Here is a 26,519-nt window from a genome sequence, read left to right as displayed (position 1 = left end):
GGTGAAAACCTCCGTGGATGAGTTTTCATCTTACCATGGCAGGCAGAAAATATCTCCGATTCGGATCTACCTTTATGATATGTTTATAGAACGGAACAAGGGCTTTCCAGGTACACAGGATCGAGATGATTCTGCAGGACCAGGGATGCAGCCACAACCTGGCCGAAGGCAAGCCCCCCGTCCCCGGGAGGAAGGATCGAAGGCAGGAATAGAGGGATTCCTTCGGTTGAAAATTCATTCCGAAGACCGGATCGGAGAAGCCGATTGACCAGGCACCCTCCCCCCGCGGCCACGGGAAGAGTTCTTGAGGGTGCAACGTTTCGAGTCATGCACCTCACCAGCCTTGCAAAGGTGGCGTGAAACGACGAGGCCACCTCATCCGGGTCTTCCCCTTCCGCAAGACGACGGGCTCCTTCAGTCAACAGCGCGGCGGAGGGAAGAATTCTCGTCTCTCTGGAAAGAAGGAATTCCAACTCCCCCCAGACGGTTGAACCCTTCCGTCCGCCCGCGGCGGCTTCCGCAAGCTGTGCCGCTTCCCCCTCGTAGCGGTTGACGGGTGCGAGACCCAGCATGGCCCCCGCCGCCTCAAAGATTCGCCCCGCACCTGAGGCTGACGGCCAGGTTCCGGAGAGAGAGAGCTGACCTACTTCAAGAAGTTTTTTCGGTGGGACAAGGTTGGCAAGAGGGATCTTTTCAAAGAGATCGGTCCGTCCCGATCGGGCCAGGGCTGTCGCAAGGATGCGCCATGGTTCCCGAACGGCCTGCTCCCCTCCCACGAGAGGCAGGGGCTCAAGATGGGCAACCCGGGACCAGTCCAATTCAGGACCGATTGAGATCCACTCACCCCCCCATGAACTCCCGTCGGGACCCCACCCGGTTCCATCCAGAAGAATAGAGAGCTGCTTTTCATCCGCTCCGGGGATCCTGCCCTCTTCTCCCATCAGGCTGAAGGCGTGGGCCAGATGGTGCTGAACCCGCATGACCCTTCCGCCGCGCGAATCGGCCATCTTTTCCCCCAGCCAGGTTGTCGGATAATCTGGGTGGATGTCGGTTACGATCACTTTCGGGCGTACTTCCAGAAAGGATTCCAGATCCTCCACCGCCTCCTCCAGAAAGGCACGGGCTGCCGGTGTATCCAGATCTCCAATATGCTGGGTTAAAAAGGCTTGATCCCCGATCCCGATACAGGCGGTGACCTGGAGGTGCCCTCCCAGGGCAAGCACCGGTTCCTTCAGGGAAAGGGGAAGCGGCAGGGGATCGGGAACCCATCCCCGGGAGCGTCGAATCATAACGGGACCTTCGTCTATCTGTCGGAGAACGGAGTCATCCACCCTCCGGACAATGTCCCGATCGTGAAGAAGGAGTGCGTCGGAAAGGGGTCCCAGCCTGTCAATAGCCTCCCGGTTTCCACGACAGATCGGTTCCTCGGACAGGTTTCCCGAGGTCATGACCAGCACTTCGTAGGGTGCATCCCGAAAGAGCTCCCGATGAAGCGGCGTCGTCGGGATCATCACACCCAGATCCTTGAGGCCCGGGGCGATCTCGGAAACGACAGAACTGCCCGACCGCACCGGCGCAAGAAGGATGGGGGACCGCGGGGATCGAAGCAGGGTTTCTCCCTCGTTGGATAGCGAGACCAGCGTTTTAAGGACATCGATGCTGCGACCCATAAGTGCAAAGGGGCGGGTTAAACGGTTTTTCAGTGTTCGGAGTCTGCGGACCGGCTGATTCCGGTCAGCCCGGCAGGCGAGCTGAAATCCTCCGAGACCTTTCACTGCAAGGATGGATCCCTCTGCAAGCATCTTTCGCGCGCGATCTACAACGTGCTCCCGGGTGATCAGGCCGCCCCCGGAATCGACCAGCCACAACCGGGGTCCGCAGACCGGACATGCAATCGGCTCGGCATGAAACCTCCTGTCCGAGACCGTCGAATATTCCATCTCGCAGGCTTCGCAGAGGGGGAAACAGGCCATGGAGGTGCGGGACCGGTCGTAGGGCAGGGCATGGACCAGGGTGTAACGTGGTCCGCATTCCGTGCATGTTGTAAAGGGATACCGGTACCGGCGGTCTTCCGGATCCGACATCTCCGTATCGCATGCAGGACAGAGGGCCGCATCGGGAGGAAGAAGAGCGCGTTTCCTCTGACCGACTCGAGACATATCCACACGAAATCCCGCGCCCCCTTTCGGAGGAAGGTTCCGGATTTCCAGATGATCCAATCGGGCCAGGGCCGGAAGGCTCACCGGCAGTGCGTCGAGAAAGGAGCGGACTTGTTCCTCTGAGCCTTCAATCTCGATCGCGGCTCCATCCGGATCGTTCCATACCGATCCGGTAAGTCCCCGTTCGATCGCGAGACGGTGTACGAGCGGCCGGAAGCCGACTCCCTGCACCAGCCCTGTGCAGGTCAGTCTCTTTCGGACCCGGCTCCGATTCAGGATCCGGTCCTCTTGGTCTCCAGGCACTGGAGAAGATAGTCCACCCATGAATCGATCCCGATCCCCCCCGTGGAGGATGTGAGAAAGATCGATCCATCGGGCCGCAATGTCCGGATCTGCCTCTTCACCGCCTCAAGATCAAAGCGGACATGGGCTAAGAGATCACTTTTCGTAATGACGGTAACGTTGGCGGCCGAAAAGATCGCCGGATACTTGAAGGGCTTATCATCTCCCTCCGTCACCGATAGAAGCGCTACTTTAAAATCTTCCCCCAGGTCATAGGAGGTCGGGCAGATGAGATTTCCAACATTCTCAATGAAGAGAAGATCGGGTTGTCCCAGATCGGCATCCGAAAGGGCACGGGCAATCTGGCGGGCATCAAGGTGACAGGCTCCTCCCGTGAGGATCTGATAGGCGGGCACACCCATGCTCCGCAATCGATCCGCATCCCTTTCCGTTTCAATGTCACCTTCCAGAACGGCCACCCGGCATCGTTGAACCAGGGAGGGAATGGAAGATTCAAGAAGCGTCGTTTTTCCCGATCCGGGTGACGAGATCAGGTTTGCGACCAGAATACCGCGGTCAGAAAAACTTTGCCGGAGCTCCTCAGCTATTCGGTCATTGTCACTCAAGACTCGCTTCTGAACATCCACAACGGTTTCATTCATATCGATCTCTCCTGGAAACCCATTATCTCAGATAGGGTCCAAATCTTACAGCCATCCCGGCCAATGGAGGATCCGTCCATCAGGTTGGCCGGTAGAAACAGGCGATGATGGTTTGCCCATAGGTAAGGATACGATCCCCGGCAACGGATAGTGGATGGGGTTTTACCGCTTCGATGGCAATCTCCCCCTCCGGAACAAGGCTGACAAGAAGATCGTAGAGTTCATCGTACCGGGTAAATCCGTACGGAGGATCTGCATAGGCAATGGTGAAGCATTTCCCCCTGTCATGAAGCTGAGGCAGGATCTTCATGGCGTCCCCACTCACGATCTCAGCTGTCAGATGAAGAGCGGCAAGGTTGCCTTGAAGAGCTTGCAGAACGTTACCATCTCTTTCAATAAAGGTAACCGATCGGGCTCCCCGGCTCAGAGCCTCGATGCCCATCAACCCGCTTCCGGCAAAGACATCCAGAAAGGAGGCTCCGGGAAGCTCGTTCTGGATATGGGAAAAAAAGCCTTCCCGCGCCCTCCCTGTGGTTGGACGCACCTCCGTCTTCCGGGGCAGGTGAATGGTTCTACCTCGAAGCGTCCCGCCCAGAATCCGCATAATCTTTCATGACCGATGGGAGCTGCTCCAGGGTCACCTCCAGCGTGAAGGGTTCCTTCTCTCCCTGAAGAACGTACACGCCATCTTCAGGGCGTATCGATCGGAGAACAAAGGTTCTCCCGAGATAGTCCACCAGGCGGTCACCCGGGACCGGAGGCCGGGAGATCAGAGGATGAACATCGGTGGTCCGCGTCATGAGGAGATCGCGAAGATCGTCGATCAGGGCAAACAGCCTGTTCATGGGGAGGGGAAAGGTGTCCATCATCGTGCCGGTCACTGTCCAGTTCGCACTGCCCTGCTGATATCGAATCGAAAACCGTTCCGTGAGATCTCCGCCATGGACCTGCCCCATCTTCTGGTTGAGCTCATTCCAGGCAATTTCATTTAGCACCTGAAGATAGACCTTTTGTTCCTCCGGAGAGAGCTGTCTCTGGAGCTGAGACTCCTGTTCTCCCGGGCCCTTCTGGAGCAGTACGAGGATTCCATCGGAAAAGAGCGTGATCCGCTCGGAAGCGATCTCATTGGCCTTCTGGTATTCAAGGAGAGGCGTCGGTGCAGTCATCGGAGAGATACTAAACGCGAGCAAGGCGAAGAGCGTAATCACATTCTTCCTCCCGGGTTTTTAAATGTCCGTCCAGCTTGGCCAGCAGGGTTTCCCTGAGTACCCGTCCAACCATGGGACCTGGCGACAACCCCAGCTCGATAAGATCGCGACCCCGAATGGAAAGAGAAACCTTCCTCAGGGTGGTAAGAAAGGTGCGAATACGCTCTCGAACCTCCCCGTGCCCGGTCCCGGCCATCGTATGGTAGATGTAATAATCATCAACATGTTCCATGAGGATATAGATACCGGATGGGGAGAGTGATCCCGTCAATGCATCCTCCAGCTGCCGGGAAATCCGCCGATGATCTGCGATCACCCCGGCCATCCGGCCTCGAAGGTCCAGCCGTGCGGCCACACGTGCAAGATGCCATTCCTTCACATTTTCCAGCAGAATGAAGAGGATAAGAATTTCCGGAGAAGGCGGGTCCAGCTTTTCAATGGCGGACCAGGATAGAACTTCCCGAACTCCTGCCAGTTTCTGCCGGAAATGTTTCCCGACCTGTGCGTCCGGGTGAATCACCTTGACAAGGTTCAGCCGTTCCATCATATCCATGGCCCGATCAACTCCGGGAAGGAGAAAGATCTCCCTCAGCTCTTCCCACAGGCGGTTCCCGCTGAGCTGGTCAAAAATATCTCTCTGCGCGGCAAGGAGTATGAGCTTTTCCGTGTCCGAGGCGAGCTTGAAGCCCAGGCGGACACAGAGCTGTACCGCCCTGAAACATCGCGTCGGGTCCTCGATAAAGCTGAGACTGTGAAGAATTCGGATGTGTTGACTCTTCAGATCCTGATATCCGCCAAAAAAGTCGATGAGATGACCGAAATCTTCCGGGTTGAGAGCCAGGGTGAGGGTATTGATGGTGAAATCGCGGCGGTAGAGGTCCTGCCTCAGGACGCTCGCCTGAACATCCGGAAGGGCTGCCGGCGCCCGGTAGTATTCCGAACGCGCCGTGGCGATATCGATGGTTCGGCCCGTGTCGAGCATGATTTTTGCGGTCAGAAATGTATCGTGGGTGTGGACCCGGGCACCCAGACGTTTGGCCAGGACTCCGGAAAACGCGATTCCGTCGCCTTCCACAACGATGTCCACATCTTCATCTTCAATTCCCAGCAGCAGATCCCGGACGACACCGCCCACAAGGTACGCTTTCATGGACATCTCTTCCGCCGTCTGCCCGATGACTTTCAGGAGATCCAGCGCCTCCGGACGAAGCTGACGATCCAGGATCCGGATTACAGAGCTACGGTTGGGAGCCAGCCGGGCAAACCGGTCTTCAAGATGGCGGAGAATATCCGGCGCCACGGGAAGAAGATGTCGATAGACATCCATGCGGGTAACAAGACCTTGATAAGTTCCATCTTCCCGCACTACGACAAATCGAATTCCGCTTCGCCTCATCGTTTCTGCAACGTCTTCCAGAAGCTCATCCGGTGAAACCACAGGAGGGTTCCCCAGCATGATCTCATCCACAGGGACCCCGCCCAGACCGTGATGAATGGCGGCATCCACAAGCTGTCGGGTTACAGAACCGCAGATCTCCTCTTCTTCAAAAACCGGCATGGCGTTGATCCTGAGTTCATTCAGCCGGTTCAGCGCCTCCTGAACCTGCTGTTCCTTCCTTATTCCGTAAATATGCGGAGACATGGCGCTCCGGGCTGTGAGTCTTGGCGGGAGAGATTCCTGCAGGACACGAAGCAGATCTTCCCGCACTTCAACGATGGTCCTTCCTCGAACCACACCCGCGGCAGCCGCACCATGCCCCCCCCCGGAGAAGGATGAAAGGATGGCGGAAATGTCCACATCCGGGTGGCGGGACCGGCCGATCAGGAAAATCTTTCCCCCTTCGTTAAAGAGGCCGATGAAAACCGACTCCTGAAAAAGATCGACATACTTGTGAACCACATAGGCCAGATCTTCCTCAAAGGCCTCGAGGTTCAGGGATGCCAGCGTCACCCGATGCCCCCGCATGGTGTAGGTCCTCGCATTCGAGGCCAGTCCGTTGAGCAGGCGAAGCTGATGGGGGGTCAGCTCCCGATGGGCAAAGCGTTTCACAAGGGAAAGATCGGCTCCGGATTGAAGAAGCAGATCCACCGCCCGAACATCCTCCGGTGTTGTTTCCGGAAAGAGCATATGACCCGTGTCCTCATGAATCCCCATCAGGAGGAGCGTCGCCTCGAGGGAAGGGATGGCCATGTTCTGTTCAGCGAGAAGTTCCGTCAGGATCGTGCATGTACTTCCGCGCCGACGGTAGATTCTCTCGTGGGGATGGTCCTCAAGCCAGGATCCGGGCTCATCGTGATGATCGATGATGGTCAGGGGAACCCTCTCCTGGAGAATGCGCTCAAAGACACCTTCCAGACCGGCATATTCAACGGTGTCGACAAGGTAGACCTTTTCCAGTTCAGCCGTTTGAAGGTTTCCTGTTTTTATCTCCGGATACGAATAAAGACCGGCCTTTAAGAAGGACCGAAGAGCCACTTCCTGCCCTCCCGGGAAATGAAAAACCACGGCAGGATCAAGAAGACGGAGTCCCACCATGGCCCCGAAGGCATCAAAATCGGCATTCCGATGAGTCGTGACCAGTCTCACACCCTTAGAGTAGCAGATTCATTTCACTTTGCAATCCACATCGATTTTATGTATGCTATGCTCCATGGGACTACCCTACGACGTAACCTTCGCCGGTCACACCGATGTCGGCAAAAAACGAGGACATAACGAAGACAGTCTCATTTATGACGCCGACCATGCCTTTGCCCTCGTTGCAGATGGGATGGGCGGACACCAGGCGGGAGAGGTTGCCTCCAATCTTATCGTGGACATCTTCACCAAAGGTCTCGATGAGTTCGAGGATCTCGACCCCGGGAAGCGTCTCATGGCATTGATCGAACGGTCAAACGATATCATTTACAGAGACAGTCAGGAAAGCACAGCCAGGCAGGGAATGGGTTCGACAATAACCTGCCTTCTCCTTTCCAATCGTGGGTATCACGTTGTCAACGTAGGAGATTCGCGCACCTACCTCCTTCGCCAGGGAGAATTGATTCAGATTACCGACGACCATTCGTTTGTTCAGCTCCAGGTTCAGATGGGCCTTCTGTCAAAGGAAGATTCACGGCATTCAAAGTTGCGTCATATCCTGACCCGTTCCATCGGCGGTCAGCCCACCATTGAAGCCGATCTTTTTGAAGGCAGTGTCGCTTCCGGTGATCTCTTTCTTCTCTGTACGGACGGATTTCATCAGGGATTCAGTGACGAAGAAATTGAAGACCTCCTGAATGAAAACCACAACGACCTTGAATCCTTTGCTGAGTCCCTGGTCCATAGTGCCAATGAACGGGACGGTTCGGACAATATTTCCGTCATTCTTGCAAAAATTCGATAACATTTTTTGGGTGTGACCTGCTTCTCCACTATTAAAATAACCATAGCCTTCTAATTTTTCCAGTTTTCGAAATCCTTTTCATCAGACTGAAATGCACCCTCGATGCGGGCAGGAAATGGATCTATGTTTCAGGGAATAGAATATAATATCATTATGTTTATGGTATTACAGATATTGTAGAAGGAGAATGATTTATGCTGCAACTGTCGAAGGCAACCGACTACGCTCTTCTCTTCCTTACAAACCTTGCGCGGCAACCCGACCGCCAGTGGAACGTTCGTGAGGCATCAGAATCGCTGAACATATCCCGTCGTTTTCTGGCCAACATCGTGCATCAGCTCGCGAGGAACGAGATCGTGAAAACCACAAAGGGAGCCGGGGGAGGTGTGACCCTGAGAAAAGAAACCCGGGGCATCACTCTGTGGGATATCGTCCAGATCTTTGAGGGACCGCTCAACCTCGTCAGCTGTGCAGAGCGTTCTCACGTTTGTGACCATGTTCAGGACTGCGATGCCCATATCTACTGGTCAGACCTGAAAGAGCAGATGGTAAACAGCCTTTCCCGAACAACTTTATATGATCTAGGAGGACATTCATGATTCAGCTATTATCCCTTTCCGGCGTAAAGGCCGGCATCGAAGGAAAATCCATTTTGAAGGGTGTCGATCTCGAACTTCCTCCCGGTGAAGTTCACGCAATCATGGGACCGAACGGATCCGGAAAGAGTACGCTGGCCAATGTCATCATGGGCAATCCAGCTTACGAATTTGAGGGAGGCGATATCCTCTTCCACGGATCCAGCATTCTTGAGCTTTCCACGGACGAGCGCGCCCGGCTTGGCCTGTTTTTAAGTTTTCAGCATCCCGTTTCTCTTCCCGGAATTTCACTCCTGAGCCTCATCAAGAAGTCCACCGGTTGTGTGCTGGGACCGGATGCCTATCCGACTTCAAAATCACTTTTCCAGAATATTCACGCACTTCGAGACCTTGCGGCCATTCCTGCGGACATGATTTCTCGGGAGACCAATGAGGGATTCTCCGGAGGAGAGAAAAAGAAGGCAGAAATCCTGCAGCTTGGAATGCTTCGTCCCCGTGTCGTGATCTTGGATGAGATCGATTCCGGACTGGATATTGATGCCCTGAAAAGTGTTTCCACCGTCGTAAACTCCCTCAGAGACGATGCTCGGTCTTTCCTGATCATTACTCATTATCAGAGAATCCTCTCCCTGATCCGGCCCGATCGTGTCCATATCATGAAGGAAGGACGAATTGTCCGTTCTGGAGGAGAGGATCTGGTCGAAACCCTGGAGCAGGGGGGCTATGCGGAGATCGAGGCGGCCTCATGACGACACGCGATGATCTTCTCGTAACCGACGAATACAAATACGGATTTCACGTTCCGGAACGATATGAGTTTAAATCCCGTCCCGGACTCACCCGCGACACCGTCATCGAAATATCAAAGAGAAAAGCCGAACCCGAGTGGATGCTCAATTTCAGACTTCGGGCTCTTGACATTTTTCATTCCAAGCCTATGCCCACGTGGGGAGCCGACCTCTCCTCGATCGAGTTTGATGCAATCCACTATTACATCAAGCCATCCGGGCAAAAGCATACCTGGGAAGAAGTTCCCGAGGAAATCAAAGAAACCTTTGACCGGCTGGGCATTCCGGAAGCTGAAAAAAAATTTCTCGCAGGCGTCGGAGCCCAGTACGAATCCGAAGTTGTGTACCATAACCTGAAGGCGTCGTGGGAAGAGCAGGGCGTTATCTTTCTGGATACCGATTCAGCCCTTCGCGAACACCCGGACCTGTTCCGGAAATACTTCGGGTCGGTCATTCCACCCGAAGACAATAAATTCGCCGCCCTGAATTCAGCGGTCTGGAGCGGAGGATCTTTTATCTATGTTCCGGCGGGTGTTCACATCGACGTGCCCCTGCAGGCCTATTTCAGAATCAATGCCGAGGCCATGGGACAGTTTGAACGGACCTTGATCATTGCCGGTGAGGGATCCAGTGTCCACTATGTGGAGGGGTGCACGGCTCCGATCTACTCTCGAGATTCTCTTCACTCTGCCGTGGTCGAAATCATCGTTCAAAAGGGTGCACGTGTTCAGTACACCACAATCCAGAACTGGTCCTCCAATGTCTATAACCTTGTCACCAAGCGTGCCGTGGCCGAGGAGGATGCGACCATGATCTGGGTGGACGGCAACCTGGGAAGTAAAACAACCATGAAGTATCCTGCTGTAATTCTCAAAGGCCGCGGATCCAGAGCGGACATCCTCTCTCTGGCCATGGCCGGAAAGAACCAGCATCAGGATGCCGGAGCCAAAGTGACCCACGTGGCCCCGGATACGACATCCACCATCACCTCAAAATCGGTAAGTCTTCATGGAGGTCGCTCCTCTTATCGGGGGCTCGTCAAGATCCATCCGGAAGCATCAGGTTCACGGGTTAATGTCCAATGTGACGCCCTGATCCTGGACCCGAGCAGTTCTTCGGACACCTTTCCCTATATGGAGGTCGGCAATTCTACATCCTATGTGGAGCATGAAGCCAGTGTCAGCAAAGTGTCGGAAGACCAGCTCTTTTACCTGGCTTCCCGGGGAATTCCCGAAGAAGAGGCCCGGGCCATGATTGTATCGGGATTTGTGGAATCGATCGTGCGGGAACTTCCGATGGAATATGCCGTTGAAATGAACCGGCTGATCCAGTTACAGATGGAAGGGAGCGTAGGCTGATGACATATCAACTTCCCCATCCTGCCAATGAACTGTGGCGTAGAACCCGGCCGGATCGATTCACCCTTCCGCATCCGGAGGAGCTGTCCCGCGAATTCACATTCCATGCAACCGGGGCGGAAGTTTCCGGCATTCACGTACTGCCTCTCAAGGAAGGCCTGAAGTTCCTCTCCGGCCGAAGCACCGGTATCCCATCAGACAGACTTTCGGAATCCGGGCTCTCCGCCCTGATTCATGCGGAAGCGAGGATTGGATACGTCCTGATCGTTGAATCTGGATTATCGCCGGAGAAACCTGTGGAGATCTCTCTTTCGGTCCCATCCGGGCAATACCATGCCATGCGATGCGTTGTGCTGATCGGTGAGGGCAGCCGTGTGGTTCTGAGTGAGTCACTGAGCGGGGGAGAAAACGGCCAACTTCTTGCAGCTTCCTTCCTTCATCTCGGATCGGACTCTTCCCTCACATTCCGCCGACAGTGGACTCCCTCAGGAACTGCGTTTTCAGTAGCGCACAATCGTCTGAATTCCGGTGCATCGCTGAAACTGACCACATTTCTCGAAACTCATCAACTCTTCAAATATGAAGAGACATCCACCCTTGCGGGAGACCATGCGGATTTGGATACTCTCTTCATTGACGTGGTACGGGGACGTGGTCACGTCGATGCACTTCTTGGAGCAGATCACACCAGCCCATCCTGTCGTTCAAGGATTGAGGGTCGTGGCGTGGTCTACGAACGAGGGTACAGTCTTCACCACGGTTTAACCTCCATTCCCCGTACGAGCCCCGGTTCAGATACGTACTTTACATCCCGGCATCTGCTTCTTTCCGAACGCAGCCGCGCCGATTCCATTCCGAAACTCATGATCGACACCGATGACGTGAAAGCCGGCCATGGTGCCACGGTAGGGAGTGTTGATGAAGCCGCATTGTTCTATCTTCAGTCCCGCGGATTGACCCGCCAGCAGGCCGAGGAGTTCCTGGTGGAAGGATTTCTTGCTCCCGTCCTGGCGCGGGGAAACTACAAAGGAGATTCGAATGTGGCGTGAAGACTTTCCCGCATTCCGAGACTCTTCCCTGGTTTATCTCGACAGTGGAGCCTCCACTCAGAAACCCTTCGTCGTCCTTGATGCTGAGCGTGAATTCTACGAAACAACCTATGCGAACGTTCATCGGGGTGTGTACCCGCTCTCTGAAGCTGCGACGGAGCGATATGAAGCGGCTCGATCGACGGCCGCTGCATTTCTGGGTGCGAATCCGGAGGAAACCATCTTTGTTCGATCCACAACTGAAGCTCTGAACCTTGTCGCATCGAGCCTTATCCGTCACCATCTGCAACCGGGAGACGGCGTTGCCGTTACCGTGGCGGAGCACCATTCCAACTTCGTACCGTGGCAGCAGCTGGCCCTGCAGAATGGAAACCCATTCACGGTGCTCTCCGTTGACCAAAACGGCACACTCCCTTTGAAGCAGGTCGAACAGGCCCTGGTCAAGGGAGCCAAAGTCCTGGCCTGTACAATGGTTTCCAATGTCCTGGGATCGACAATGCCCATACGGGACCTGGCAAGGCTGGTTCATGAACACGGAGCCCTTCTGGTCGTGGACGGAGCCCAGGCGATTGCCCATATGGAGGTGAATGTCCGCGACCTGGAAGTCGACTTCTTTGCCTTTTCCGGCCACAAGATCTATGGTCCCACAGGCATTGGTGTCCTCTATGGTCGACACGATCTTCTGGAGGATCTCCCTCCCTTTCTCTTTGGAGGAGAGATGATTGCCGAGGTCCATGTCGATCGAACCACATTCGCCTCTCCCCCTTATAAATTTGAAGCCGGAACTCCTCCTATCGCCCAGGCAGTCGGATTGGCCTCCGCCCTTGATTATGTTACAACCATCGGACTACAAGAGATTCGATCTCATGAACATCGTCTGATTCAAAATGCATGGAACCGCCTTTCCCCCCTGCCCGGAATTACTCTTTACGGCCCCGGGCCGGACAATCGAACCGGTGTCCTTGCGTTCACTCTTGAGGGGGTACATCCCCACGATATCGCAGGAGCTCTCGGGCACGATGGCATCTGCATACGGGCCGGACACCATTGCGCCCAGCCCCTTCACGATCACCTGGGCATCCAGGCAACCGCTCGAATCAGCATGGGCTGCTATAACACCATTGAAGATCTCGAACGATTGGAAGAAGGATTGAAGAACGTTCGACGTCTCTTTCTTGGAGCGGCCTGATGGATCCCCTCTATCGTGAGACAATTATGGACCACTATCAGCACCCCCGGCACAAGGGGGAGCTTACCTGTCCCACGGTTCGTCAGCACGATGCCAATCCTCTTTGTGGAGACGACCTTACGCTTGACCTGGAAATTGATTCCGAGGGCCTGATCCGCGCGTGTACCTTTCACGGCCATGGATGTGCCATCTCTCAGGCGGCGGCGGATATGCTCTGTGCTGAGATCATGAACCGTCCGGCCCGAGAAATCCTTGCGATGTCTAAAGAGGAGATGCTGGGGATTCTCGGGATACCCCTCGGTCCGGTACGATTGAAGTGCGCTCTCCTGGCGTATAAGATTCTTAAGATGGCGTTGGTGAAACACCTGGGACAGGAAGGAGGGTCGATCGATGAAACATAAGGTATGCAGTATTACGGACGTTCCTCCCGGTTCCAAGCACCGGTTCCAGGTTGATGGAGAACCCGTTTTAATAGCCAACATCGAGGGAACCTTCTATGCCGTTTCCGATACCTGTTCCCATGCCGATGCATCCCTCGCAGACGGGATTATGGAAGGTACCGAGGTGGAATGCCCCTACCACGGCGCACGATTCGATATCCGAACGGGAAACGCTCTCTCCCTTCCCGCCGTTTCACCCATTGAATCGTTTACTGTCTCAGTTGAAGGAGATGAAATTTATATCGAGAGTGATTTTTTCTAATCTCTCCCTCACATCACCCCCCATCTTTTATCTCAGGAGGTTTTATGTCAATTCAATCAAAAGTACTTCTTATCACTGCAGCATGGATATTGGTTTTTCTTCCCGCAGCAGGCATGGCTCACTGCCAGGTACCCTGCGGGATCTACGGCGATGCACTTCGCCTGGATCTCATGGCAGAAGACATTGCCACGATTGAAAAAGCCATGATGCAGATCAGCGATCTGAGCAAGGCCGAATCTCCCAACTACAACCAGATTGTCCGCTGGGTTCAGACCAAGGAAGATCACGCCCAAAAGATTCAGGATACGGCGGCCGAGTACTTCCTGGCCCAGCGGATCAAGGTTCCCGCAACCGAGGATCCTGCCGCCGTCAAAATCTACCAGGACCAGCTCTCCCTACTGCACAAAATCATCGTGGCCGCCATGAAGGCCAAGCAGACGACAGATCCCGATCCCGTGGCGGACCTGAAGAATCTGCTGAAGAGCTTTCGGGCTTCCTATCTGAAGGAGGATGCCCACGCCGGTCACTGAGCGTCAGGCTACTCGTTCATCAAATGCCGGTATTCGGGAAACCGGGTCAGAAGTAACTCTTTCAGCTTCTGCCGGGCCAGGCTGTAAAACCTTCGCACAGTTACGGGAGATACCTGCAGGACTTCCGCAATTAACGGGTAGTCCATATCCATGACCTCCCGCATGACGAACACTTCCCGCTCCCTCTCGGTGAGGTCCACCAGGAGAGAGAGAATCACGGCTGCGGTGTTTCGTTCCTCCATACGCTCATTGATGCGGGATTCCGGTTCGGACTCCCACACAGGGTAATCCTCTGGAATTTTCTTCTTCTTTCGCGAAAAGAGGGTGTTGGATTCATTGACGGTCAGGCGCTGAAGATAAACTTTAAGACCCCCTTTTCGGGGGTCGTAGGATTTTCGGTACTTGAGAAATTTGAAGCAGACGTTCTGGGTTACATCCTCTGCGTCGTGGGGATCACCGGTGAGGTAGAGGGCGAACCTGTAAATCTCCGGTAGCAGGTCATCGAGAGACGGATCATCCGGGGAATCATCTCTTCCCCCACGCGGCATTCAGGTCAGGATGCGATCGGGCCAGCCTGGCAGGTGCCGGAATGGGCTTTTCCACCACCACAGGCACCCGCGATTCCCTCGATGGGTTCTGTATGGATAATCTCAGGCTTCACATAGTCTTTCTTTTTCATGACACTTCCTCCTCTGACGGGTTCGCCGCTCGCACGGCAACGGACATTGTAACGGCATCCTCATATAAAGTCAAGGGGCTTCCGCTTTCCTGCTCTGCCCTCCCAGGGCAGTAAACGATACCCCCGATCTTATCTTGATGATCCACGTGAAACTTTCGGGCGGCTTCATTGTCCCTTCGGACCCGGGCCAGTTCCAGCGAGCTGGCCCAGATCTCCCTCAAGGAGGTTTCCCGGATATTTCCCAGCCCCCTCCGCCATGCCACACAGGGCAGAACCTCCCCGTAAGGGTCGATCGTCAGGCTTCCCGTTCCCGCGCCGCAGTTATAACGGGTCGTCAGGTTTTCCCGGTTCTCATCGGTCGACTCTTCATCAACAAACTCGATGCCACGTGAAGCCCTCTGTCGCATAATTTGATAGTAGCGGTTAACGCTTTCTCTATCCGGTGCCAGGTTTCTGGGTGATCGATCTCCGTCGTCCCGATAGGTGATCTCCGGACTGAACTTCACCCGCATGCCGTGGCGGTCCCCGATCTCCAGGATCCCCTCGATCTGATCCTGGTTCAGGCGGGTAATCGGGCACCGCAGGGTGACACTCAGACCGCTCTCGCTGAAAAGCTGGAGATGGCGGAGAAGCCGGTTGAAAGAACCCGGAATTTGAGTGAGTTCATCGTGAGTTTCAGCATTGTCTCCGTGTATGGAAACATCCAGACCCACGGGATCGACTTCCTTCTTTATCCGCTCAATGAGGGACGAATCCATGAACGATCCATGGGTCTTGATCCTTACGGCATATCGAAGTACCTTTGCCAGGGCCCCGATCCGGAAAAAGTCCTTGCTGAGGGTGGGCTCGCCCCCCGTGAGCGTCAGGTAGAGGCATCCGAGGTCACGGGCATCCTTCAGGATTTCCTCATATTTGCCGAAGGTAAGAATCCGGCCCCGTCGTTTTCGGTCGTTGTAGCAGAACTGGCATTTGAGTTCGCACGCGTAGGTAAGCTCCAGCATCAGGCTCAGGAGGACGTGATTCTCCCAGGCCCTGGAGACAACTTCGTTGAGGCTACGGGACATAGGTCAGCAGGTTCTTTGTCTCGAGGGCATCCAAAAAGGCGGTCACGTCATTCCGGGCGGTTCCGCCATCCACTTCGTAAGCGTCTACGACCTTTTCAATCAGGGACTCGACCGTCAGGGAGCCGTCGAGAAGAGGAAGAAGGAAGGCCGCCACTTCGGAGACGATATGGACTTCGCCTTCGTCCTGGGCAATGAGAATACCTTCATCTTTGACTGTGGTATATCTTACCTGGGCATGGAGTGCAGGTTTGCCTCGATCCATGGATAGATCTCCTTTCGCTTGGAAAAGTGAAGCTCACAGATAGGAACGGTATCGATGAGGGTCTCGATCGATGCTTTCAGGAGGGGCATACAATCCGGCATCTTGTTCAAAACGGGCATCGAACCGATCAGGGCCGCGAACTTCCGGGAGTGAGACAGAGCTTTGAAACCAAATTCCGGACTCTGAACCAGCCGGAAGAGTGCGGTAACCGGCCGATCCACGATCGGCCGAAGGGTTGTCACCTCAGACGGGAACGGTACGGAAATGATATGTACTCTAGCTGATTTCACGACAAGGGCGTTCAGGTCATCGCCAAGGACCAGGGTCCCTTCCGGGGCCAGGAGGGCGATCGTCGACTTGCCCGCGGCGTGGGGTCCGAAAAAGCCAAAGGTGTGGTCCCCCGTGCATACGGCGGAAGAGTGAAAGAGGAACACCTGTTCAAACTGCAGGTAGAGGCTTGTGGACACTCGGAGAAAGTTTTCCACATCCCGGGCCAGGGTTTCCGGGTCCGACGGAGCAAGAAAGAGCTGAAACGTTTTCGCATTCAGGAAGAACCTGGCGGCAAAGTAATAGCCGAAAAAGGTGATTGCATCCTCGCCGACATCAAAGTTGATCGTATAGGTCAGTCCGGTCAGCTCCGGGCTGTTGAACTGCGGATGAGGGCTTTGGATCGCATCAATATCCAGATATCGGCGTGAAGGAATCTCACTGGGCCCCATGCGGAGACGATCCAGATGGGGAAGTACCTCCGAAGGGATACCCCGTAACCGAAAGGTAAGATCGTAGACCTGGAGCTCAAAGGTCTCATCTCCCGCAGGCTGACTTGATGAACTCCAGAGATCGGACGGAATGCCCGGCCGATCGATGAGGCAAGCGTTAAATCCGGGAAGAGACATAGTGACGAAGGCTTGCAAGCCAGTGGCCCAACCGTGCAATACCCGATTCCTTCCAGGTATGCTGGTCCCGCTCAATTTGAACTACCTTGCCCACAACGGATGCTCTACGAAAGGGTCGATCCAGTGCGGATCGGTTGTCTCCCTTGGCAATCCATGACCAGTGCCCGGAGATAAAATTCCATCCAAGGAGCCTGTGGAGAATGATCTGATCCCCCTGGAGAAAGGCCAGAATATCTCCCGGAAGATAGAGCCAGGACTTTCGAACCAGAACATTATCCCCATCCCGAAGGGACGGAACCATGCTCTCCCCTGACACCTTCACCCGGAAAGAGCCCGTTGTGGATTCTATCAGAACATTCTGAAGTGCCTCACGATGCGCGTGTTCCATTCGAGACATTATCTCAATATCTCCTCCAGAATGTCAACCGCCCGTTCCACCTCTTCGAAGGAAACATCATGGTGGGTCACCAGCCGGAAGGTATCTCCGAGTCGTGAAAGAAGGACACCTTTCTCGATGGATTTCCGCTGAAAAACATCGGGCCCCAGGGGGTGATCCAGGGTAAAGACCAGGATATTCGTTTCCACAGAATCCAGATCCAGGCTGATTCCCGGGAGAGCAGCCAGGCGACGGGCCGCGCGCAGCGCTTTCTCATGGTCTTCCCCCAGCCGGTCGCGCATAGCAAGCGCCTCCAGCCCTGCGGCTCCCAGGATTCCGACCTGTCTCATTCCACCTCCGAACATCTTTCGGACACGTCTCGCCTTTGCAATAAAGGTGCGAGAGCCGCACAGTACGCTGCCAATCGGAGCGCATAATCCCTTGGACAGGCACACCATGACCGAATCGAATCCCTGCGCCAGATCGGACTCCGGGACATTCAGTGCTTTTGCGGTGTGCCAGAGACGTGCTCCATCAAGATGAGTGGGAAGATTATTCTCACGGGCTACTTGAAGAACAGCAGAAACACCTTTCTGTGGCAGGATTCTTCCCCCGTGCAGGTTGTGTGTGTTTTCTAAAGCGATCAATGCCGTTTTCGATCGATAGGTAAGAGGGGGAAGGATTGCCTTCTTTACGGCTTCGGGATCGGGAAGACCGCCCTCCCCCGGGAGAATCCTCGGTACCGCTCCGGTAAGGGCCGCCATGGCTCCCATTTCAAAGTTATAGATATGGCTCTTCGCTTCAAGGATGACTTCGTCACCAGAAGAGGCATGGATATGAACGGCAATCTGATTCCCCATGCTTCCCGTGGGAACAAAGATGGCGGCTTCTTTTCCCAGAAGGTCGGCGACGGAGGATTCCAGCTTGCCAATAGTGGGATCTTCTTCATAGACATCGTCCCCCACCTCTGCGTTCATCATGGCAAGGCGCATTGCCCTGGTGGGCCGGGTTACAGTATCGGAACGAAGGTCGATCATGGAACGTCCATTATACACCGCCCTCATTCGGGAGAAGCAATCCCTGCCAGCGCTGAAAATAGGGCAGATAACGAAGGAGGAACGTCTCTCCACCCGCTTCGACCTTCACATAAAGAAGATAGGGGCGCTCCGGATCAATACTTCCTTCGTACCAGCGATCCAGAATCCGGCTTACGGTCCACCATCGGCTGTCGAAGTGGAATCTTCTGGGCTCCCCTGGAGAAACCGCACTGTCATGTGTCTCCACCTGAATCAGGGTAAAGGAAGCCTCACGGTTCAGCAGATGACCCGACTCCTCCATTTGCGCGGGAAACCGTCACCCTTCGGACTCGACGGTTATCCGAATCGGTGACTTCAAAACGTATACCTCGATGGACATGAACCGCTCCGGGTTCCGGAACCTGTCCCAGGACTGTGACGAGCAGTCCGCCGATCGTATCGTAGCTCGCGTCCTCAATCGAAAGATCGAAAAGGTCATCCAGAACGTCAACGTGGGCTTTCCCGTCCAGGCTGAACACTCCCGAGGATAATTCAACCACTTCGCTCTCATCATCTTCATGCTCGTCGGCGATGTCGCCTACGATCTCCTCAAGGAGATCTTCCAGGGTCACGAGACCCGCGGTGCCCCCATATTCATCCACGACGATGGCCATATGTTGATGGGACTCCCGCATCTCAGTCAAAAGATCAAAGAGCCTCTTTGTCTCGGGCACAAACCATGGGTTGCGGATAATGGTCTGTAACGGCTTATCCATCTGGTTTCCATATACAATTTCCAGACAATCCTTGACGTGCACTACTCCCAGGACATCGTCCAGATTTTCACCAATGACAGGAATTCTGGAATGGCGGGAGGTCATAAAGGCCCGCACCAGATCATTCCATGAGTCATCCGCTTTGGCTACGACCATATCGGTCCTTGGCGTCATGACCTCGCGGACCAGCGTATCGGAAAAGGCCACAACCGATTGAATCAGCTCCTCTTCCATGGGCTCGATAAATCCCTCATCTTTCCCAAGGGTGATATAGGCGCTGACTTCTTCATCGGTCGGCTCCTCCTCCTGATCCAGGTCGATTTTGTCATGGCTCGCTGCGGATATGAAGGGAAAGAGGGGGACGAGGAAGATTTTCATGAGGGGAAAGAGAAAGAGAAGGGCTTTCTCTGCACCTTCTCCCCTCAGAAAAAGACCGGTGACAAATGTAATGATTAGAAAATAGACTGCTGTACCAATTGCCGCATCCCGAACACCTAGAAGACTGACGGCAAAGATCATCGCAGCGGCAAAAAAAACAAAGCGGTAAAGATCAATGACGGCCTTGATAAGGTTCACATTTTCTCCCAGACGGGCGACGACGGTGAACCTTTGCGGGTATTTTTCCAACAGGTGTTTCCATTTCAACAGGTTGACACGCTGCAGAGTATGTCCAAAAAAATGAAACAGGGAATAGATAGCCAGAAAAACATAGAGCCAGGCAGGTTTCATGATTTCAGAATCTCCCTCTGCAGCTTCATCATTTCCCCTCTGTCCTTTTCGTGATCAAACCCGGCACAGTGCAGAACACCATGAACGACCATGGCTTGCAGTTCCGCTTCAAATTCGACGTTCGATTCTTCTGCCTGACGTCTGACCTGATCCACGCAAACCACTATGTCGCCAAGATATCCTTCTTCACCGGGAAAAGAGAGAACATCGGTGACAACATCCTTTCCTCGATACGCTTTCTGGTAGGCCACCATGGTCCTGGGGCCGCAAAAGAGTAAGCCTGCCCCGCTGTATTTCTTTCCAATCCGACTCAATGCAGTGAAGACCCATCCTCGGATCTTACCGGGATTCGGGGTCTTGAAGGGTCTTCGCTTCAGTACTGTGATTTCCATTCTGTTCCTTTTCTTTTTGATCTTCATCAAAAGAATACCCCGGATAGGCAATGCGGTTATGGTGCATCGATGTCAGGGTTTCTGAAAACGACTGGGTAATCTGCCTCATATCATCCAGCGTAATTGGACACTCGACCAGCTGACCATCTTCTATGCTTCGCTGGATAATCGTTTGAACCACATTTCGGAACTTCCCGGGAGAAGGTTCATCCAGACTTCGAGCCGAAGCTTCCACGGCATCCGCAAGAAGCAGGATTCCCATTTCCTTGGTCTGGGGTATCGGCCCGGGATATCGATAGTCTGTATCTTCAACGGAAGATTGCTCTCGCTCCTTCGCAGCCTCATAAAAATAGGTCATCAATTTTTTTCCATGGTGCTGGCGGATGGCATCGATAACCACCTGGGGCAGCCGGTACTGTTTGGCGATCTCGACACCCTTGAGTACGTGGTTCCTGAGAACCATCCTGCTCATTCCAGGCTGCAGCTGGTGATGGGGATTATCACCCTTCTGATTTTCAATAAAATATTGCGGCTGTTTAATCTTTCCGATATCGTGAAAGAGACAGGCCACCCGGACGATCAGGGGATTGGCTCCGATTATTTCCGCAGCCCGCTCGGCAAGAAGGGCCATGTTGAAGGAATGGATATAGGTTCCGGGCGCAGAGATTGCCAGCTGTCGCAGGACGGGGTGTGTGGCATTCGAGAGTTCCATGAGGCGCAGATCGGTCGTGACTCCAAAGATGGTTTCGATGATCGGAGAGAGAAAACTGACCAGGATGGCCGTGAGGATACCTCCACCGAAGGCAAAGAGAATCGTGAAAAAGAGACTGCTCACACCGGAGACGGTCTGCGAGGTGAGAGCCTGGATCACGACGATCATCACATTCACCCCGCCGGCAAGAATCCCCGCCTTGGTCACATCCGATCGGGTCCGTATCCGCTGAAGAGAGATGGCCACAGCCAGAGACCCCGCAAGAACATAGGGGAAAAAGATAGAGTAATTTCCCGCGATCATGGAGGCAAAGTGGGCAAAAACAAGAGAAAAAGCCACAACCAGAGGGTATCCGCTCAAAAGCTGAATGATAAAGGCACCCAGAGGAAAGGGAATGGCATAAAGATAGAGTGTTTTCTGATCAAAGGGAAATGAAGTGAACGAGAGGGAAAGCCGGACACCAAAGGCCGCAAGCACCTTGACAAGGCAGAGAAAAAGAATGGAGAGAATGAAGGTGACACCCAGGGTCATATCCGGGCTCTGACCGTACAATGTGACCTTTCTGAGCCGGACCACGACGATGAAGAAGATGATGGCGAGCAGAGCATAGAAGAAAACTCCAATCTGGTGAGTCCAGTGAGTTCCCATCCGCTGCTGCTGCCGTAAAACTTCCAGAACCTGAAGATCTTCGCGCTCAAACCGCTCACCTCGACGGACCAGGATGGATCCGGCCGGGTAGTTTCTCACGATGGTATGGATTCGGGATGCCGCAGCTTCCCTTCGCCTCTGCGTTTCCAGCGCGTTATAGGTCAGGTTTGGCTGGATATTATCGAGAAGGAGCTGTTTCATCAGCCCTTTATCTTTGCGGGTGTACCCCCGGACGGCCTGGAGTTCCGTCAGGAGAAATTCCTCAACTTCCTCGGGATACCCCTTCGGATTGAAGACGTCAAAGGTTTCCGTTTCCCGTGAGGATGTAATCGTCTGCTCAACATATCCTGTGGAGTGAAGGCTCATGAGAAAGATTTTGTTGGCAACGATCGGATTTCGATAGATCTTTGGAATCAGAGCATTTAACGTCTCTTCCAGATCCTGGGAAAATTTCTTTTCCACACAGAAGGCAAAGGTGTCATCCTTCAGAACGATATCCCCCCCTCCTCGAATCGGTTCTGCGCCCCGGCTCAACTCCGCACGATTAAGGGAGAAAAAGGTGGATATGTGATCCACAATGGAGGATGCCATAAAGGGGTTGTAGTCAAATACCGGCTTTACCGATTTTCGTGCCTCCTCAAGACGGGCCTCGGTAGCTTCGACATCTTCTACCTGGATATCGATGGGAAGTACGATATCCTCCGTCGATACTTCTCCCTCCCGCATATCCTGCCAGCGAATCCCCAGCGAAGGCATATTCAACAGGACAACGGCCGCAGCGAAAAGAATCGCCCAGACCCAGTACCGTTCCAGAAGACCTTTCCAGATGGTACGGGTCCGCTCCAGGCTGGCCCATGTGAGGGACTTTGACTTCATGAATCTTCCGCCCTCTCATAGGCTGTGATAATTTCCTGCACCAGGGGATGTCTCACCACATCTCGCTCGTCCATTTCTACGATCATGATACCATCCACGCCATCGAGAATCCATTTTGCCTCCTTCAGGCCGGAACGCTTTCCTGGAGGAAGATCGATCTGCGTGATATCGCCCGTAACCACAACCTTCGATGAGAAGCCCATCCGGGTCAGAAACATCTTCATCTGTTCCGTCGTCGTGTTCTGTGCTTCATCAAGGATGATAAAGGCTTCATTCAGGGTTCTTCCCCTCATGAAGGCAATCGGAGCGATTTCGATGACACCCTTTTTGATGAGCTGTGTGACTTTGTCGTACCCCAGCATATCGTAGAGGGCATCGTAGAGCGGACGCAGAAATGGATCGACCTTGGCCGCGATATCACCGGGAAGAAATCCCAGCTTTTCCCCGGCTTCGACAGCAGGTCGGGTCAGAATAATCCGACGTACCTTATGTTCCATCAGGTACGCACACGCCATGCCTACGGCCAGATAGGTTTTTCCGGTACCTGCGGGACCAATGGCGATGACCATGTCATCGTCCTTGATGGCTTCCAGATACAATTTCTGCTTCGGACTTCTGGGTTGAACGAAGCGCATGATAGAAGGTTGAACTTCCCCCTCTGAAAAGAACTCTGTGAGGGATGCTCCGTGGTTATGGGAAGCCATGTCGATACTGTTTTCGATATCGGCTCCATTCAGCGGATGACCCGACTCCATCAAATCGCTCAGCTCCATGAGAATTCGCCCCACAAGGGCGACGTTTTCCTCTTTTCCCCGCAGGGTGACCTTTCCTCCCCGGGCGGATATTTTGACCTGGAAGGTTTTTTCCATCTTGACGAGATGGCGGTCATGGCTTCCAAAGAGGGTCCGCTGAACCGAAGCGGGTAGGGAAATCTGCAGATGATGTTCACGATTCGTCATCGATCATGTCTCCGGTGCTTTCTCTGGGTGTCTGCATCTGATAAGACCTCATTTTTGCCTGTAGCTGGCCGGGGGTAAGATGCAACAGTCTCGCAGCTTCCCGAAATCGATTCCCGCTCCTTTGAAGAGCCTGTCGAATAAGATCCTGTTCCATCAGAGGAACACTGATACCCTCCGGGGGAAGCGTCAGGGAAAAAGATTCCATGGCCATGGGAAGATGAGACTTCAAATCATCCCGATCCAGGACTGTCTGCTCACATAACATGTAAACCCGCTCGATAAAATTTTTCAATTCTAAAATATTCCCCGGCCAGGGGTACTGGAGCAGATAGGTCTGGGCTGAGGATGTGAACGATTTCATCCGGACCCGGTGCCGAACCGCCAGATGGGAAGAAAAGATATCCATCAATTCGAGGATATCCTCCGATCTTTCCCTCAATGCAGGGACCCTGAGAACAATTTGTGAAGCTGTCTCGCGAAAGGATGGATCCCACAGGGACGGATCTTCGTTTTCAAGCGAGGTTGCAGAGATGGTCGAAATAAAAAAGAGGGACGTTTGAAATTCTCTGCCTCCTCCCCGCTTCCGGTATCGCCTCTCTTCCAGCAACGGTCGAAGTCTGACCTGGGCTGAAGGAGGAAGGTGATCGATCCCATCCAGCAACAGTGCACCGCCTGCGGCAATTTCCACAAGTCCCAGGAGAGGTTGCTCTCCGTCGGACCCCAGGATTTCAAGAAGCGGATCCTCCTCCGGAAGGTTAGGACAGTAGGCTTCGACAAAGGGCCCGTCCTTTTTGGGGCTCATATGAAAAATCGATCTTGCCGTAAAGGTCTTTCCGGAACCGGTCTCCCCGACGATGACAAGATTGTGGTCCCTGCCCTGGTGTTGAAGGATCTGAAGAATTTTCTGAATATTCGACCGGAATTCCTGACTTGCAGGTGATGACCCGATGACCTCGATCTGCTCGGAAAAGCCCCGGGAGCGACGGTAATAGGAGAGCTGAATTTTCATCCTGTACGACTCCACCGCACGCTCAAGGGTCATCGCCAGGGTATCCAGATCAATCGGTTTGGTCAGATAATCCGTCGCTCCTTCCCGCATAGTTGAAACGACGCTTTCAATTGACCCATAGGCGGTCAATATCAATACGGGTATGGAACCATCGAGTCGGCGGATATTTTTCAGAACATCCAGTCCATGGATATCGGGAAGGTTCAGGTCGAGAAGAACGACCTGAGGATGAGAGGCGGAAAAATGGATAATCCCCTCCTTACCGGTTCGAGCCAGTGTTGGGTTCCATCCTTCCATCTCAAGAAATTTCTGTAGATTCTTTCCAAGAACTTCTTCATCCTCAATCAACAGGACATCACGCATGACATTCCTTTCCCGGAAGGGTCAGCCATACACATGTACCCCTGGAAACCTCACTTTCGACGCGAATAGAGCCACCGTAGGATTCGATGATCTTTCGTGTCAGAGAGAGCCCAATTCCGGCCCCACCGGGTTTTCTTGAGGTAAAAGGCACAAAGAGCTGCCTGAGTTTTTCCGAATCCATTCCCTTTCCCCTGTCGTGGACCTCGATCAGAACAGATCCATCCTGAAAACCTGCTGCCAGACGAACAACCCCTCCAGGGGAAGATGCTTCGCTGGCATTTTCCAGGAGAGTCATAAGGCTCAATTCAAGCAGGGATGGAGGAATTTCCACTTTGAGCCCGGATTGAACATCCACCTGATAGAGAATGGCCCTGGAACTGAATAGTCGATCAAGGGATGGAAGAACGGCCCGGACGACCTGTTCCAGATCGGATTCCGGAACATCGGAGCCCGGGTGAACCGTATGGAGCAGGATCGTCAGGCGTTCACTCAGAATATCCACTTCCCGGATAATGTCGTCCAGGGCCTCGGACCGTTCCGTCCGTGCGGCAAGCTGTGCGGAAGAACGGATCGCGGCAAGAGGATTTCTTATGGAATGGGCGACGGCCGCACTCATTTCACCCAGCGAGGCCATCTTTTCCTGGTCCTTCATTTTTCGGTTCGCTTCGTCCAGATCACTGATCAGTCGAAGAAGATCCAGCCTCATGGCCTCCACGGCTCTCGCCATCAGACCGATTTCATCCTCCCGACCCACTTCCACAGGTTCCGAAAGGTTTCCCCTTCCGATGGCTTCCGCTCGTTGCGCCAGTCGTACAATAGGAATATGAATACTCTGGTTGATGGAGTAGATGGCAATCAGAGTTCCGCCCACAACAAGGATCAGAATCACACCCATGGCCGTGGGCCAGACCATTGCGCTCGCAGCGAGCCTGTGTTCCATGGTGATCAGGGTTGAGGAGAGGTCATTCTGAAAGTTTTGCAGGTCCAGGACCAGATCCGGATCTTCGGGACCCAAATCTCTCGATCCAAAGGAAAAGAGTTTTATCCGCGTTTCTTCCGTGAGGCCATGGCTTGAATTCGCAATAAAGATCATGCGGTTCCTGTGCTCCAGCAGAACATCAACACTTTTTATGCCTCCCTGCAGATCACGAAGGTAATGCTGCACCTCATACCGCGCCATGTTGATAAAGTACACTGCCGTCTGACTGCTTTCATAGTTTTGATAAATTCTGATGAAGATCAGGGCAAGGGCCAGATAAATCAGGAAAAGTGTGAGAAAGAGTAAAGAAAGCCGAGAGCGGATCCACATTCAGGGAAGGTGAATAAAGGAAGCCTGACTGATGACGATATCCTCATCGTATTTGTCAAGGGGTTCTTCGGTGGGTATCCCTGGAAAGAGCGTGCTGAGATCGTTCTCGACAGCTCCGTCCATACCGGAACAGAGGAGAAAATAGGTGGTGTTCAACTTTCCACCACCCGGTTCCACACGCCATGCGCCTTCCATCGGGGTTGCCCTGGAATAGATATAGGTATGACCCCATGGATCATGCTCCGGTAGAGACTGGATATAGGCTGGCACCAGATAGGGTTCCAGAGCGGCGATGGCGACGGGGGGAACACCCAGGGGAGGATATCCGTCGTTGTCCACCTGGTAGAGTTCGAGAGCCCGGGCGACTTCCTGAAGTTCCCCCATGCTCACCTTCTGGCGGGCCTCCTTGAGTCCATACAGAACCGCACTGACAGCCACCATGGTCAGAATGGCGATCACGGTAACAACAACTACGAGTTCAATGAGGGTAATCCCTCCCTTTCGGCTCGATTTCATGGGCCAAAACTATTATAGTCCGACTTCGGAT

General features: G+C 53.9%; 29 protein-coding genes. 9 read left to right on the top strand and 20 right to left on the bottom strand.

What is annotated here, in order from left to right; genetic code table 11:
* Positions 1–83: 83 nt before the first annotated feature.
* The 5 genes from hypF to PLD04_12130 all read right to left on the bottom strand — a co-directional run bounded on the left by hypF (position 84) and on the right by PLD04_12130 (position 6,898).
* A complete protein-coding gene (gene hypF / locus PLD04_12150) occupies positions 84–2,483 on the bottom strand; it encodes a carbamoyltransferase HypF (GenBank protein HXK69086.1) in 2,400 nt (799 codons plus the stop codon).
* Positions 2,432–3,103: a hydrogenase nickel incorporation protein HypB gene (gene hypB / locus PLD04_12145; protein HXK69085.1), complete on the bottom strand. Its 672-nt coding sequence runs from the start codon at positions 3,101–3,103 to the stop codon at positions 2,432–2,434. The genes hypF and hypB overlap by 52 nt, the downstream gene beginning before the upstream one ends.
* Positions 3,104–3,182: 79 nt before the next feature.
* Entirely contained in the window at positions 3,183–3,707 is a 525-nt protein-coding gene (gene rsmD, locus PLD04_12140) for a 16S rRNA (guanine(966)-N(2))-methyltransferase RsmD (GenBank protein ID HXK69084.1), read from the bottom strand.
* Positions 3,676–4,311, bottom strand: coding sequence for a hypothetical protein (locus PLD04_12135; GenBank protein HXK69083.1), 636 nt, complete (start codon positions 4,309–4,311; stop codon positions 3,676–3,678). The genes rsmD and PLD04_12135 overlap by 32 nt, the downstream gene beginning before the upstream one ends.
* Positions 4,280–6,898: a CBS domain-containing protein gene (locus PLD04_12130; protein HXK69082.1), complete on the bottom strand. Its 2,619-nt coding sequence runs from the start codon at positions 6,896–6,898 to the stop codon at positions 4,280–4,282. The genes PLD04_12135 and PLD04_12130 overlap by 32 nt, the downstream gene beginning before the upstream one ends.
* Positions 6,899–6,962: 64 nt before the next feature.
* Between PLD04_12130 and PLD04_12125 the strand changes: the two genes are divergently transcribed.
* From PLD04_12125 to PLD04_12085, 9 genes are all read left to right on the top strand, one after another.
* Complete coding sequence (locus PLD04_12125) at positions 6,963–7,694, top strand: Stp1/IreP family PP2C-type Ser/Thr phosphatase (protein HXK69081.1); 732 nt, start codon at positions 6,963–6,965, stop codon at positions 7,692–7,694.
* Between the two features lie 194 nt (positions 7,695–7,888).
* Positions 7,889–8,293: an Rrf2 family transcriptional regulator gene (locus PLD04_12120; protein HXK69080.1), complete on the top strand. Its 405-nt coding sequence runs from the start codon at positions 7,889–7,891 to the stop codon at positions 8,291–8,293.
* Complete coding sequence (gene sufC, locus PLD04_12115; protein HXK69079.1) at positions 8,290–9,039, top strand: Fe-S cluster assembly ATPase SufC; 750 nt, start codon at positions 8,290–8,292, stop codon at positions 9,037–9,039. The genes PLD04_12120 and sufC overlap by 4 nt, the downstream gene beginning before the upstream one ends.
* Positions 9,036–10,436, top strand: a complete 1,401-nt coding sequence (sufB, locus tag PLD04_12110) for a Fe-S cluster assembly protein SufB (GenBank protein ID HXK69078.1) — start codon at positions 9,036–9,038, stop codon at positions 10,434–10,436. Before sufC ends, sufB begins: the two co-directional genes overlap by 4 nt.
* Entirely contained in the window at positions 10,436–11,485 is a 1,050-nt protein-coding gene (locus PLD04_12105) for a SufD family Fe-S cluster assembly protein (GenBank protein ID HXK69077.1), read from the top strand. Before sufB ends, PLD04_12105 begins: the two co-directional genes overlap by 1 nt.
* Positions 11,475–12,674: a SufS family cysteine desulfurase gene (locus PLD04_12100; protein HXK69076.1), complete on the top strand. Its 1,200-nt coding sequence runs from the start codon at positions 11,475–11,477 to the stop codon at positions 12,672–12,674. The genes PLD04_12105 and PLD04_12100 overlap by 11 nt, the downstream gene beginning before the upstream one ends.
* A complete protein-coding gene (locus tag PLD04_12095; GenBank protein ID HXK69075.1) occupies positions 12,674–13,075 on the top strand; it encodes an iron-sulfur cluster assembly scaffold protein in 402 nt (133 codons plus the stop codon). The genes PLD04_12100 and PLD04_12095 overlap by 1 nt, the downstream gene beginning before the upstream one ends.
* Positions 13,065–13,376 carry a non-heme iron oxygenase ferredoxin subunit gene (locus tag PLD04_12090; GenBank protein ID HXK69074.1) on the top strand — a complete coding sequence of 104 codons (312 nt, stop codon included), beginning with the start codon at positions 13,065–13,067 and terminating at the stop codon, positions 13,374–13,376. The genes PLD04_12095 and PLD04_12090 overlap by 11 nt, the downstream gene beginning before the upstream one ends.
* Positions 13,377–13,420: 44 nt before the next feature.
* Positions 13,421–13,906 (top strand): superoxide dismutase [Ni], encoded by a 486-nt coding sequence (locus tag PLD04_12085; GenBank protein ID HXK69073.1) that lies wholly within the window; start codon positions 13,421–13,423, stop codon positions 13,904–13,906.
* Positions 13,907–13,914: 8 nt separating this feature from the next.
* On the opposite strand, the gene PLD04_12080 is transcribed toward PLD04_12085, so the two are convergent.
* Genes PLD04_12080 through PLD04_12010 form a run of 15 tightly spaced genes read right to left on the bottom strand, consistent with a single transcriptional unit; the run spans position 13,915 to position 26,488 of the window.
* Positions 13,915–14,454, bottom strand: a complete 540-nt coding sequence (locus tag PLD04_12080) for a sigma-70 family RNA polymerase sigma factor (GenBank protein ID HXK69072.1) — start codon at positions 14,452–14,454, stop codon at positions 13,915–13,917.
* Between the two features lie 5 nt (positions 14,455–14,459).
* A complete protein-coding gene (locus PLD04_12075) occupies positions 14,460–14,585 on the bottom strand; it encodes a hypothetical protein (GenBank protein HXK69071.1) in 126 nt (41 codons plus the stop codon).
* The gene (locus PLD04_12070) at positions 14,582–15,649 is read right to left on the bottom strand and encodes a radical SAM protein (protein ID HXK69070.1); all 1,068 of its coding nucleotides are present in this window, start codon (positions 15,647–15,649) and stop codon (positions 14,582–14,584) included. Before PLD04_12070 ends, PLD04_12075 begins: the two co-directional genes overlap by 4 nt.
* Positions 15,639–15,911 carry a PqqD family protein gene (locus PLD04_12065; protein HXK69069.1) on the bottom strand — a complete coding sequence of 91 codons (273 nt, stop codon included), beginning with the start codon at positions 15,909–15,911 and terminating at the stop codon, positions 15,639–15,641. The genes PLD04_12070 and PLD04_12065 overlap by 11 nt, the downstream gene beginning before the upstream one ends.
* Positions 15,875–16,807 carry a hypothetical protein gene (locus PLD04_12060; protein ID HXK69068.1) on the bottom strand — a complete coding sequence of 311 codons (933 nt, stop codon included), beginning with the start codon at positions 16,805–16,807 and terminating at the stop codon, positions 15,875–15,877. The genes PLD04_12065 and PLD04_12060 overlap by 37 nt, the downstream gene beginning before the upstream one ends.
* Positions 16,788–17,204, bottom strand: coding sequence for a S24/S26 family peptidase (locus tag PLD04_12055; GenBank protein HXK69067.1), 417 nt, complete (start codon positions 17,202–17,204; stop codon positions 16,788–16,790). Before PLD04_12055 ends, PLD04_12060 begins: the two co-directional genes overlap by 20 nt.
* Positions 17,204–18,220, bottom strand: coding sequence for a GntG family PLP-dependent aldolase (locus PLD04_12050; GenBank protein HXK69066.1), 1,017 nt, complete (start codon positions 18,218–18,220; stop codon positions 17,204–17,206). Before PLD04_12050 ends, PLD04_12055 begins: the two co-directional genes overlap by 1 nt.
* Before the next feature lie 10 nt (positions 18,221–18,230).
* Positions 18,231–18,521, bottom strand: a complete 291-nt coding sequence (locus tag PLD04_12045; GenBank protein ID HXK69065.1) for a hypothetical protein — start codon at positions 18,519–18,521, stop codon at positions 18,231–18,233.
* Complete coding sequence (locus tag PLD04_12040) at positions 18,490–19,704, bottom strand: hemolysin family protein (GenBank protein ID HXK69064.1); 1,215 nt, start codon at positions 19,702–19,704, stop codon at positions 18,490–18,492. Before PLD04_12040 ends, PLD04_12045 begins: the two co-directional genes overlap by 32 nt.
* Positions 19,701–20,096 (bottom strand): rRNA maturation RNase YbeY, encoded by a 396-nt coding sequence (ybeY, locus tag PLD04_12035; GenBank protein ID HXK69063.1) that lies wholly within the window; start codon positions 20,094–20,096, stop codon positions 19,701–19,703. The genes PLD04_12040 and ybeY overlap by 4 nt, the downstream gene beginning before the upstream one ends.
* Positions 20,044–22,332, bottom strand: coding sequence for an HDIG domain-containing protein (locus PLD04_12030; protein ID HXK69062.1), 2,289 nt, complete (start codon positions 22,330–22,332; stop codon positions 20,044–20,046). Before PLD04_12030 ends, ybeY begins: the two co-directional genes overlap by 53 nt.
* Positions 22,329–23,291 (bottom strand): PhoH family protein, encoded by a 963-nt coding sequence (locus tag PLD04_12025; GenBank protein ID HXK69061.1) that lies wholly within the window; start codon positions 23,289–23,291, stop codon positions 22,329–22,331. The genes PLD04_12030 and PLD04_12025 overlap by 4 nt, the downstream gene beginning before the upstream one ends.
* The gene (locus tag PLD04_12020; protein ID HXK69060.1) at positions 23,278–24,663 is read right to left on the bottom strand and encodes a sigma-54 dependent transcriptional regulator; all 1,386 of its coding nucleotides are present in this window, start codon (positions 24,661–24,663) and stop codon (positions 23,278–23,280) included. The genes PLD04_12025 and PLD04_12020 overlap by 14 nt, the downstream gene beginning before the upstream one ends.
* On the bottom strand, positions 24,656–25,972 hold the full coding sequence (locus tag PLD04_12015; GenBank protein ID HXK69059.1) for an ATP-binding protein: 1,317 nt from the start codon (positions 25,970–25,972) through the stop codon (positions 24,656–24,658). The genes PLD04_12020 and PLD04_12015 overlap by 8 nt, the downstream gene beginning before the upstream one ends.
* A complete protein-coding gene (locus tag PLD04_12010) occupies positions 25,973–26,488 on the bottom strand; it encodes a type II secretion system protein GspG (GenBank protein ID HXK69058.1) in 516 nt (171 codons plus the stop codon).
* Positions 26,489–26,519: the final 31 nt, after the last annotated feature.

This window comes from Thermoanaerobaculia bacterium (assembly GCA_035593605.1).
In the GTDB taxonomy this organism is placed as follows: Bacteria; Acidobacteriota; Thermoanaerobaculia; order UBA2201; family DAOSWS01; genus DAOSWS01.
Note: the sequence above shows the minus strand (reverse complement) of the source record. Positions and strands in the feature narration are given on the sequence as shown.

What these genes read in the sequence shown, in the direction of transcription:
- hypF (HXK69086.1), bottom strand. Translation starts at nt 2,483, where the DNA reads ATGGGTGGACTATCTTCTCCAGTGCCTGGAGACCAAGAGGACCGGATC.
- hypB (HXK69085.1), bottom strand. Translation starts at nt 3,103, where the DNA reads ATGAATGAAACCGTTGTGGATGTTCAGAAGCGAGTCTTGAGTGACAAT.
- rsmD (HXK69084.1), bottom strand. Translation starts at nt 3,707, where the DNA reads ATGCGGATTCTGGGCGGGACGCTTCGAGGTAGAACCATTCACCTGCCC.
- PLD04_12125 (HXK69081.1), top strand. Translation starts at nt 6,963, where the DNA reads ATGGGACTACCCTACGACGTAACCTTCGCCGGTCACACCGATGTCGGC.
- PLD04_12120 (HXK69080.1), top strand. Translation starts at nt 7,889, where the DNA reads ATGCTGCAACTGTCGAAGGCAACCGACTACGCTCTTCTCTTCCTTACA.
- sufC (HXK69079.1), top strand. Translation starts at nt 8,290, where the DNA reads ATGATTCAGCTATTATCCCTTTCCGGCGTAAAGGCCGGCATCGAAGGA.
- sufB (HXK69078.1), top strand. Translation starts at nt 9,036, where the DNA reads ATGACGACACGCGATGATCTTCTCGTAACCGACGAATACAAATACGGA.
- PLD04_12105 (HXK69077.1), top strand. Translation starts at nt 10,436, where the DNA reads ATGACATATCAACTTCCCCATCCTGCCAATGAACTGTGGCGTAGAACC.
- PLD04_12100 (HXK69076.1), top strand. Translation starts at nt 11,475, where the DNA reads ATGTGGCGTGAAGACTTTCCCGCATTCCGAGACTCTTCCCTGGTTTAT.
- PLD04_12095 (HXK69075.1), top strand. Translation starts at nt 12,674, where the DNA reads ATGGATCCCCTCTATCGTGAGACAATTATGGACCACTATCAGCACCCC.
- PLD04_12090 (HXK69074.1), top strand. Translation starts at nt 13,065, where the DNA reads ATGAAACATAAGGTATGCAGTATTACGGACGTTCCTCCCGGTTCCAAG.
- PLD04_12085 (HXK69073.1), top strand. Translation starts at nt 13,421, where the DNA reads ATGTCAATTCAATCAAAAGTACTTCTTATCACTGCAGCATGGATATTG.
- PLD04_12080 (HXK69072.1), bottom strand. Translation starts at nt 14,454, where the DNA reads ATGCCGCGTGGGGGAAGAGATGATTCCCCGGATGATCCGTCTCTCGAT.
- PLD04_12075 (HXK69071.1), bottom strand. Translation starts at nt 14,585, where the DNA reads ATGAAAAAGAAAGACTATGTGAAGCCTGAGATTATCCATACAGAACCC.
- PLD04_12070 (HXK69070.1), bottom strand. Translation starts at nt 15,649, where the DNA reads ATGTCCCGTAGCCTCAACGAAGTTGTCTCCAGGGCCTGGGAGAATCAC.
- PLD04_12065 (HXK69069.1), bottom strand. Translation starts at nt 15,911, where the DNA reads ATGGATCGAGGCAAACCTGCACTCCATGCCCAGGTAAGATATACCACA.
- PLD04_12060 (HXK69068.1), bottom strand. Translation starts at nt 16,807, where the DNA reads ATGTCTCTTCCCGGATTTAACGCTTGCCTCATCGATCGGCCGGGCATT.
- PLD04_12055 (HXK69067.1), bottom strand. Translation starts at nt 17,204, where the DNA reads ATGTCTCGAATGGAACACGCGCATCGTGAGGCACTTCAGAATGTTCTG.
- PLD04_12050 (HXK69066.1), bottom strand. Translation starts at nt 18,220, where the DNA reads ATGATCGACCTTCGTTCCGATACTGTAACCCGGCCCACCAGGGCAATG.
- PLD04_12045 (HXK69065.1), bottom strand. Translation starts at nt 18,521, where the DNA reads ATGGAGGAGTCGGGTCATCTGCTGAACCGTGAGGCTTCCTTTACCCTG.
- PLD04_12040 (HXK69064.1), bottom strand. Translation starts at nt 19,704, where the DNA reads ATGAAACCTGCCTGGCTCTATGTTTTTCTGGCTATCTATTCCCTGTTT.
- ybeY (HXK69063.1), bottom strand. Translation starts at nt 20,096, where the DNA reads ATGGAAATCACAGTACTGAAGCGAAGACCCTTCAAGACCCCGAATCCC.
- PLD04_12030 (HXK69062.1), bottom strand. Translation starts at nt 22,332, where the DNA reads ATGAAGTCAAAGTCCCTCACATGGGCCAGCCTGGAGCGGACCCGTACC.
- PLD04_12025 (HXK69061.1), bottom strand. Translation starts at nt 23,291, where the DNA reads ATGACGAATCGTGAACATCATCTGCAGATTTCCCTACCCGCTTCGGTT.
- PLD04_12020 (HXK69060.1), bottom strand. Translation starts at nt 24,663, where the DNA reads ATGCGTGATGTCCTGTTGATTGAGGATGAAGAAGTTCTTGGAAAGAAT.
- PLD04_12015 (HXK69059.1), bottom strand. Translation starts at nt 25,972, where the DNA reads ATGTGGATCCGCTCTCGGCTTTCTTTACTCTTTCTCACACTTTTCCTG.
- PLD04_12010 (HXK69058.1), bottom strand. Translation starts at nt 26,488, where the DNA reads ATGAAATCGAGCCGAAAGGGAGGGATTACCCTCATTGAACTCGTAGTT.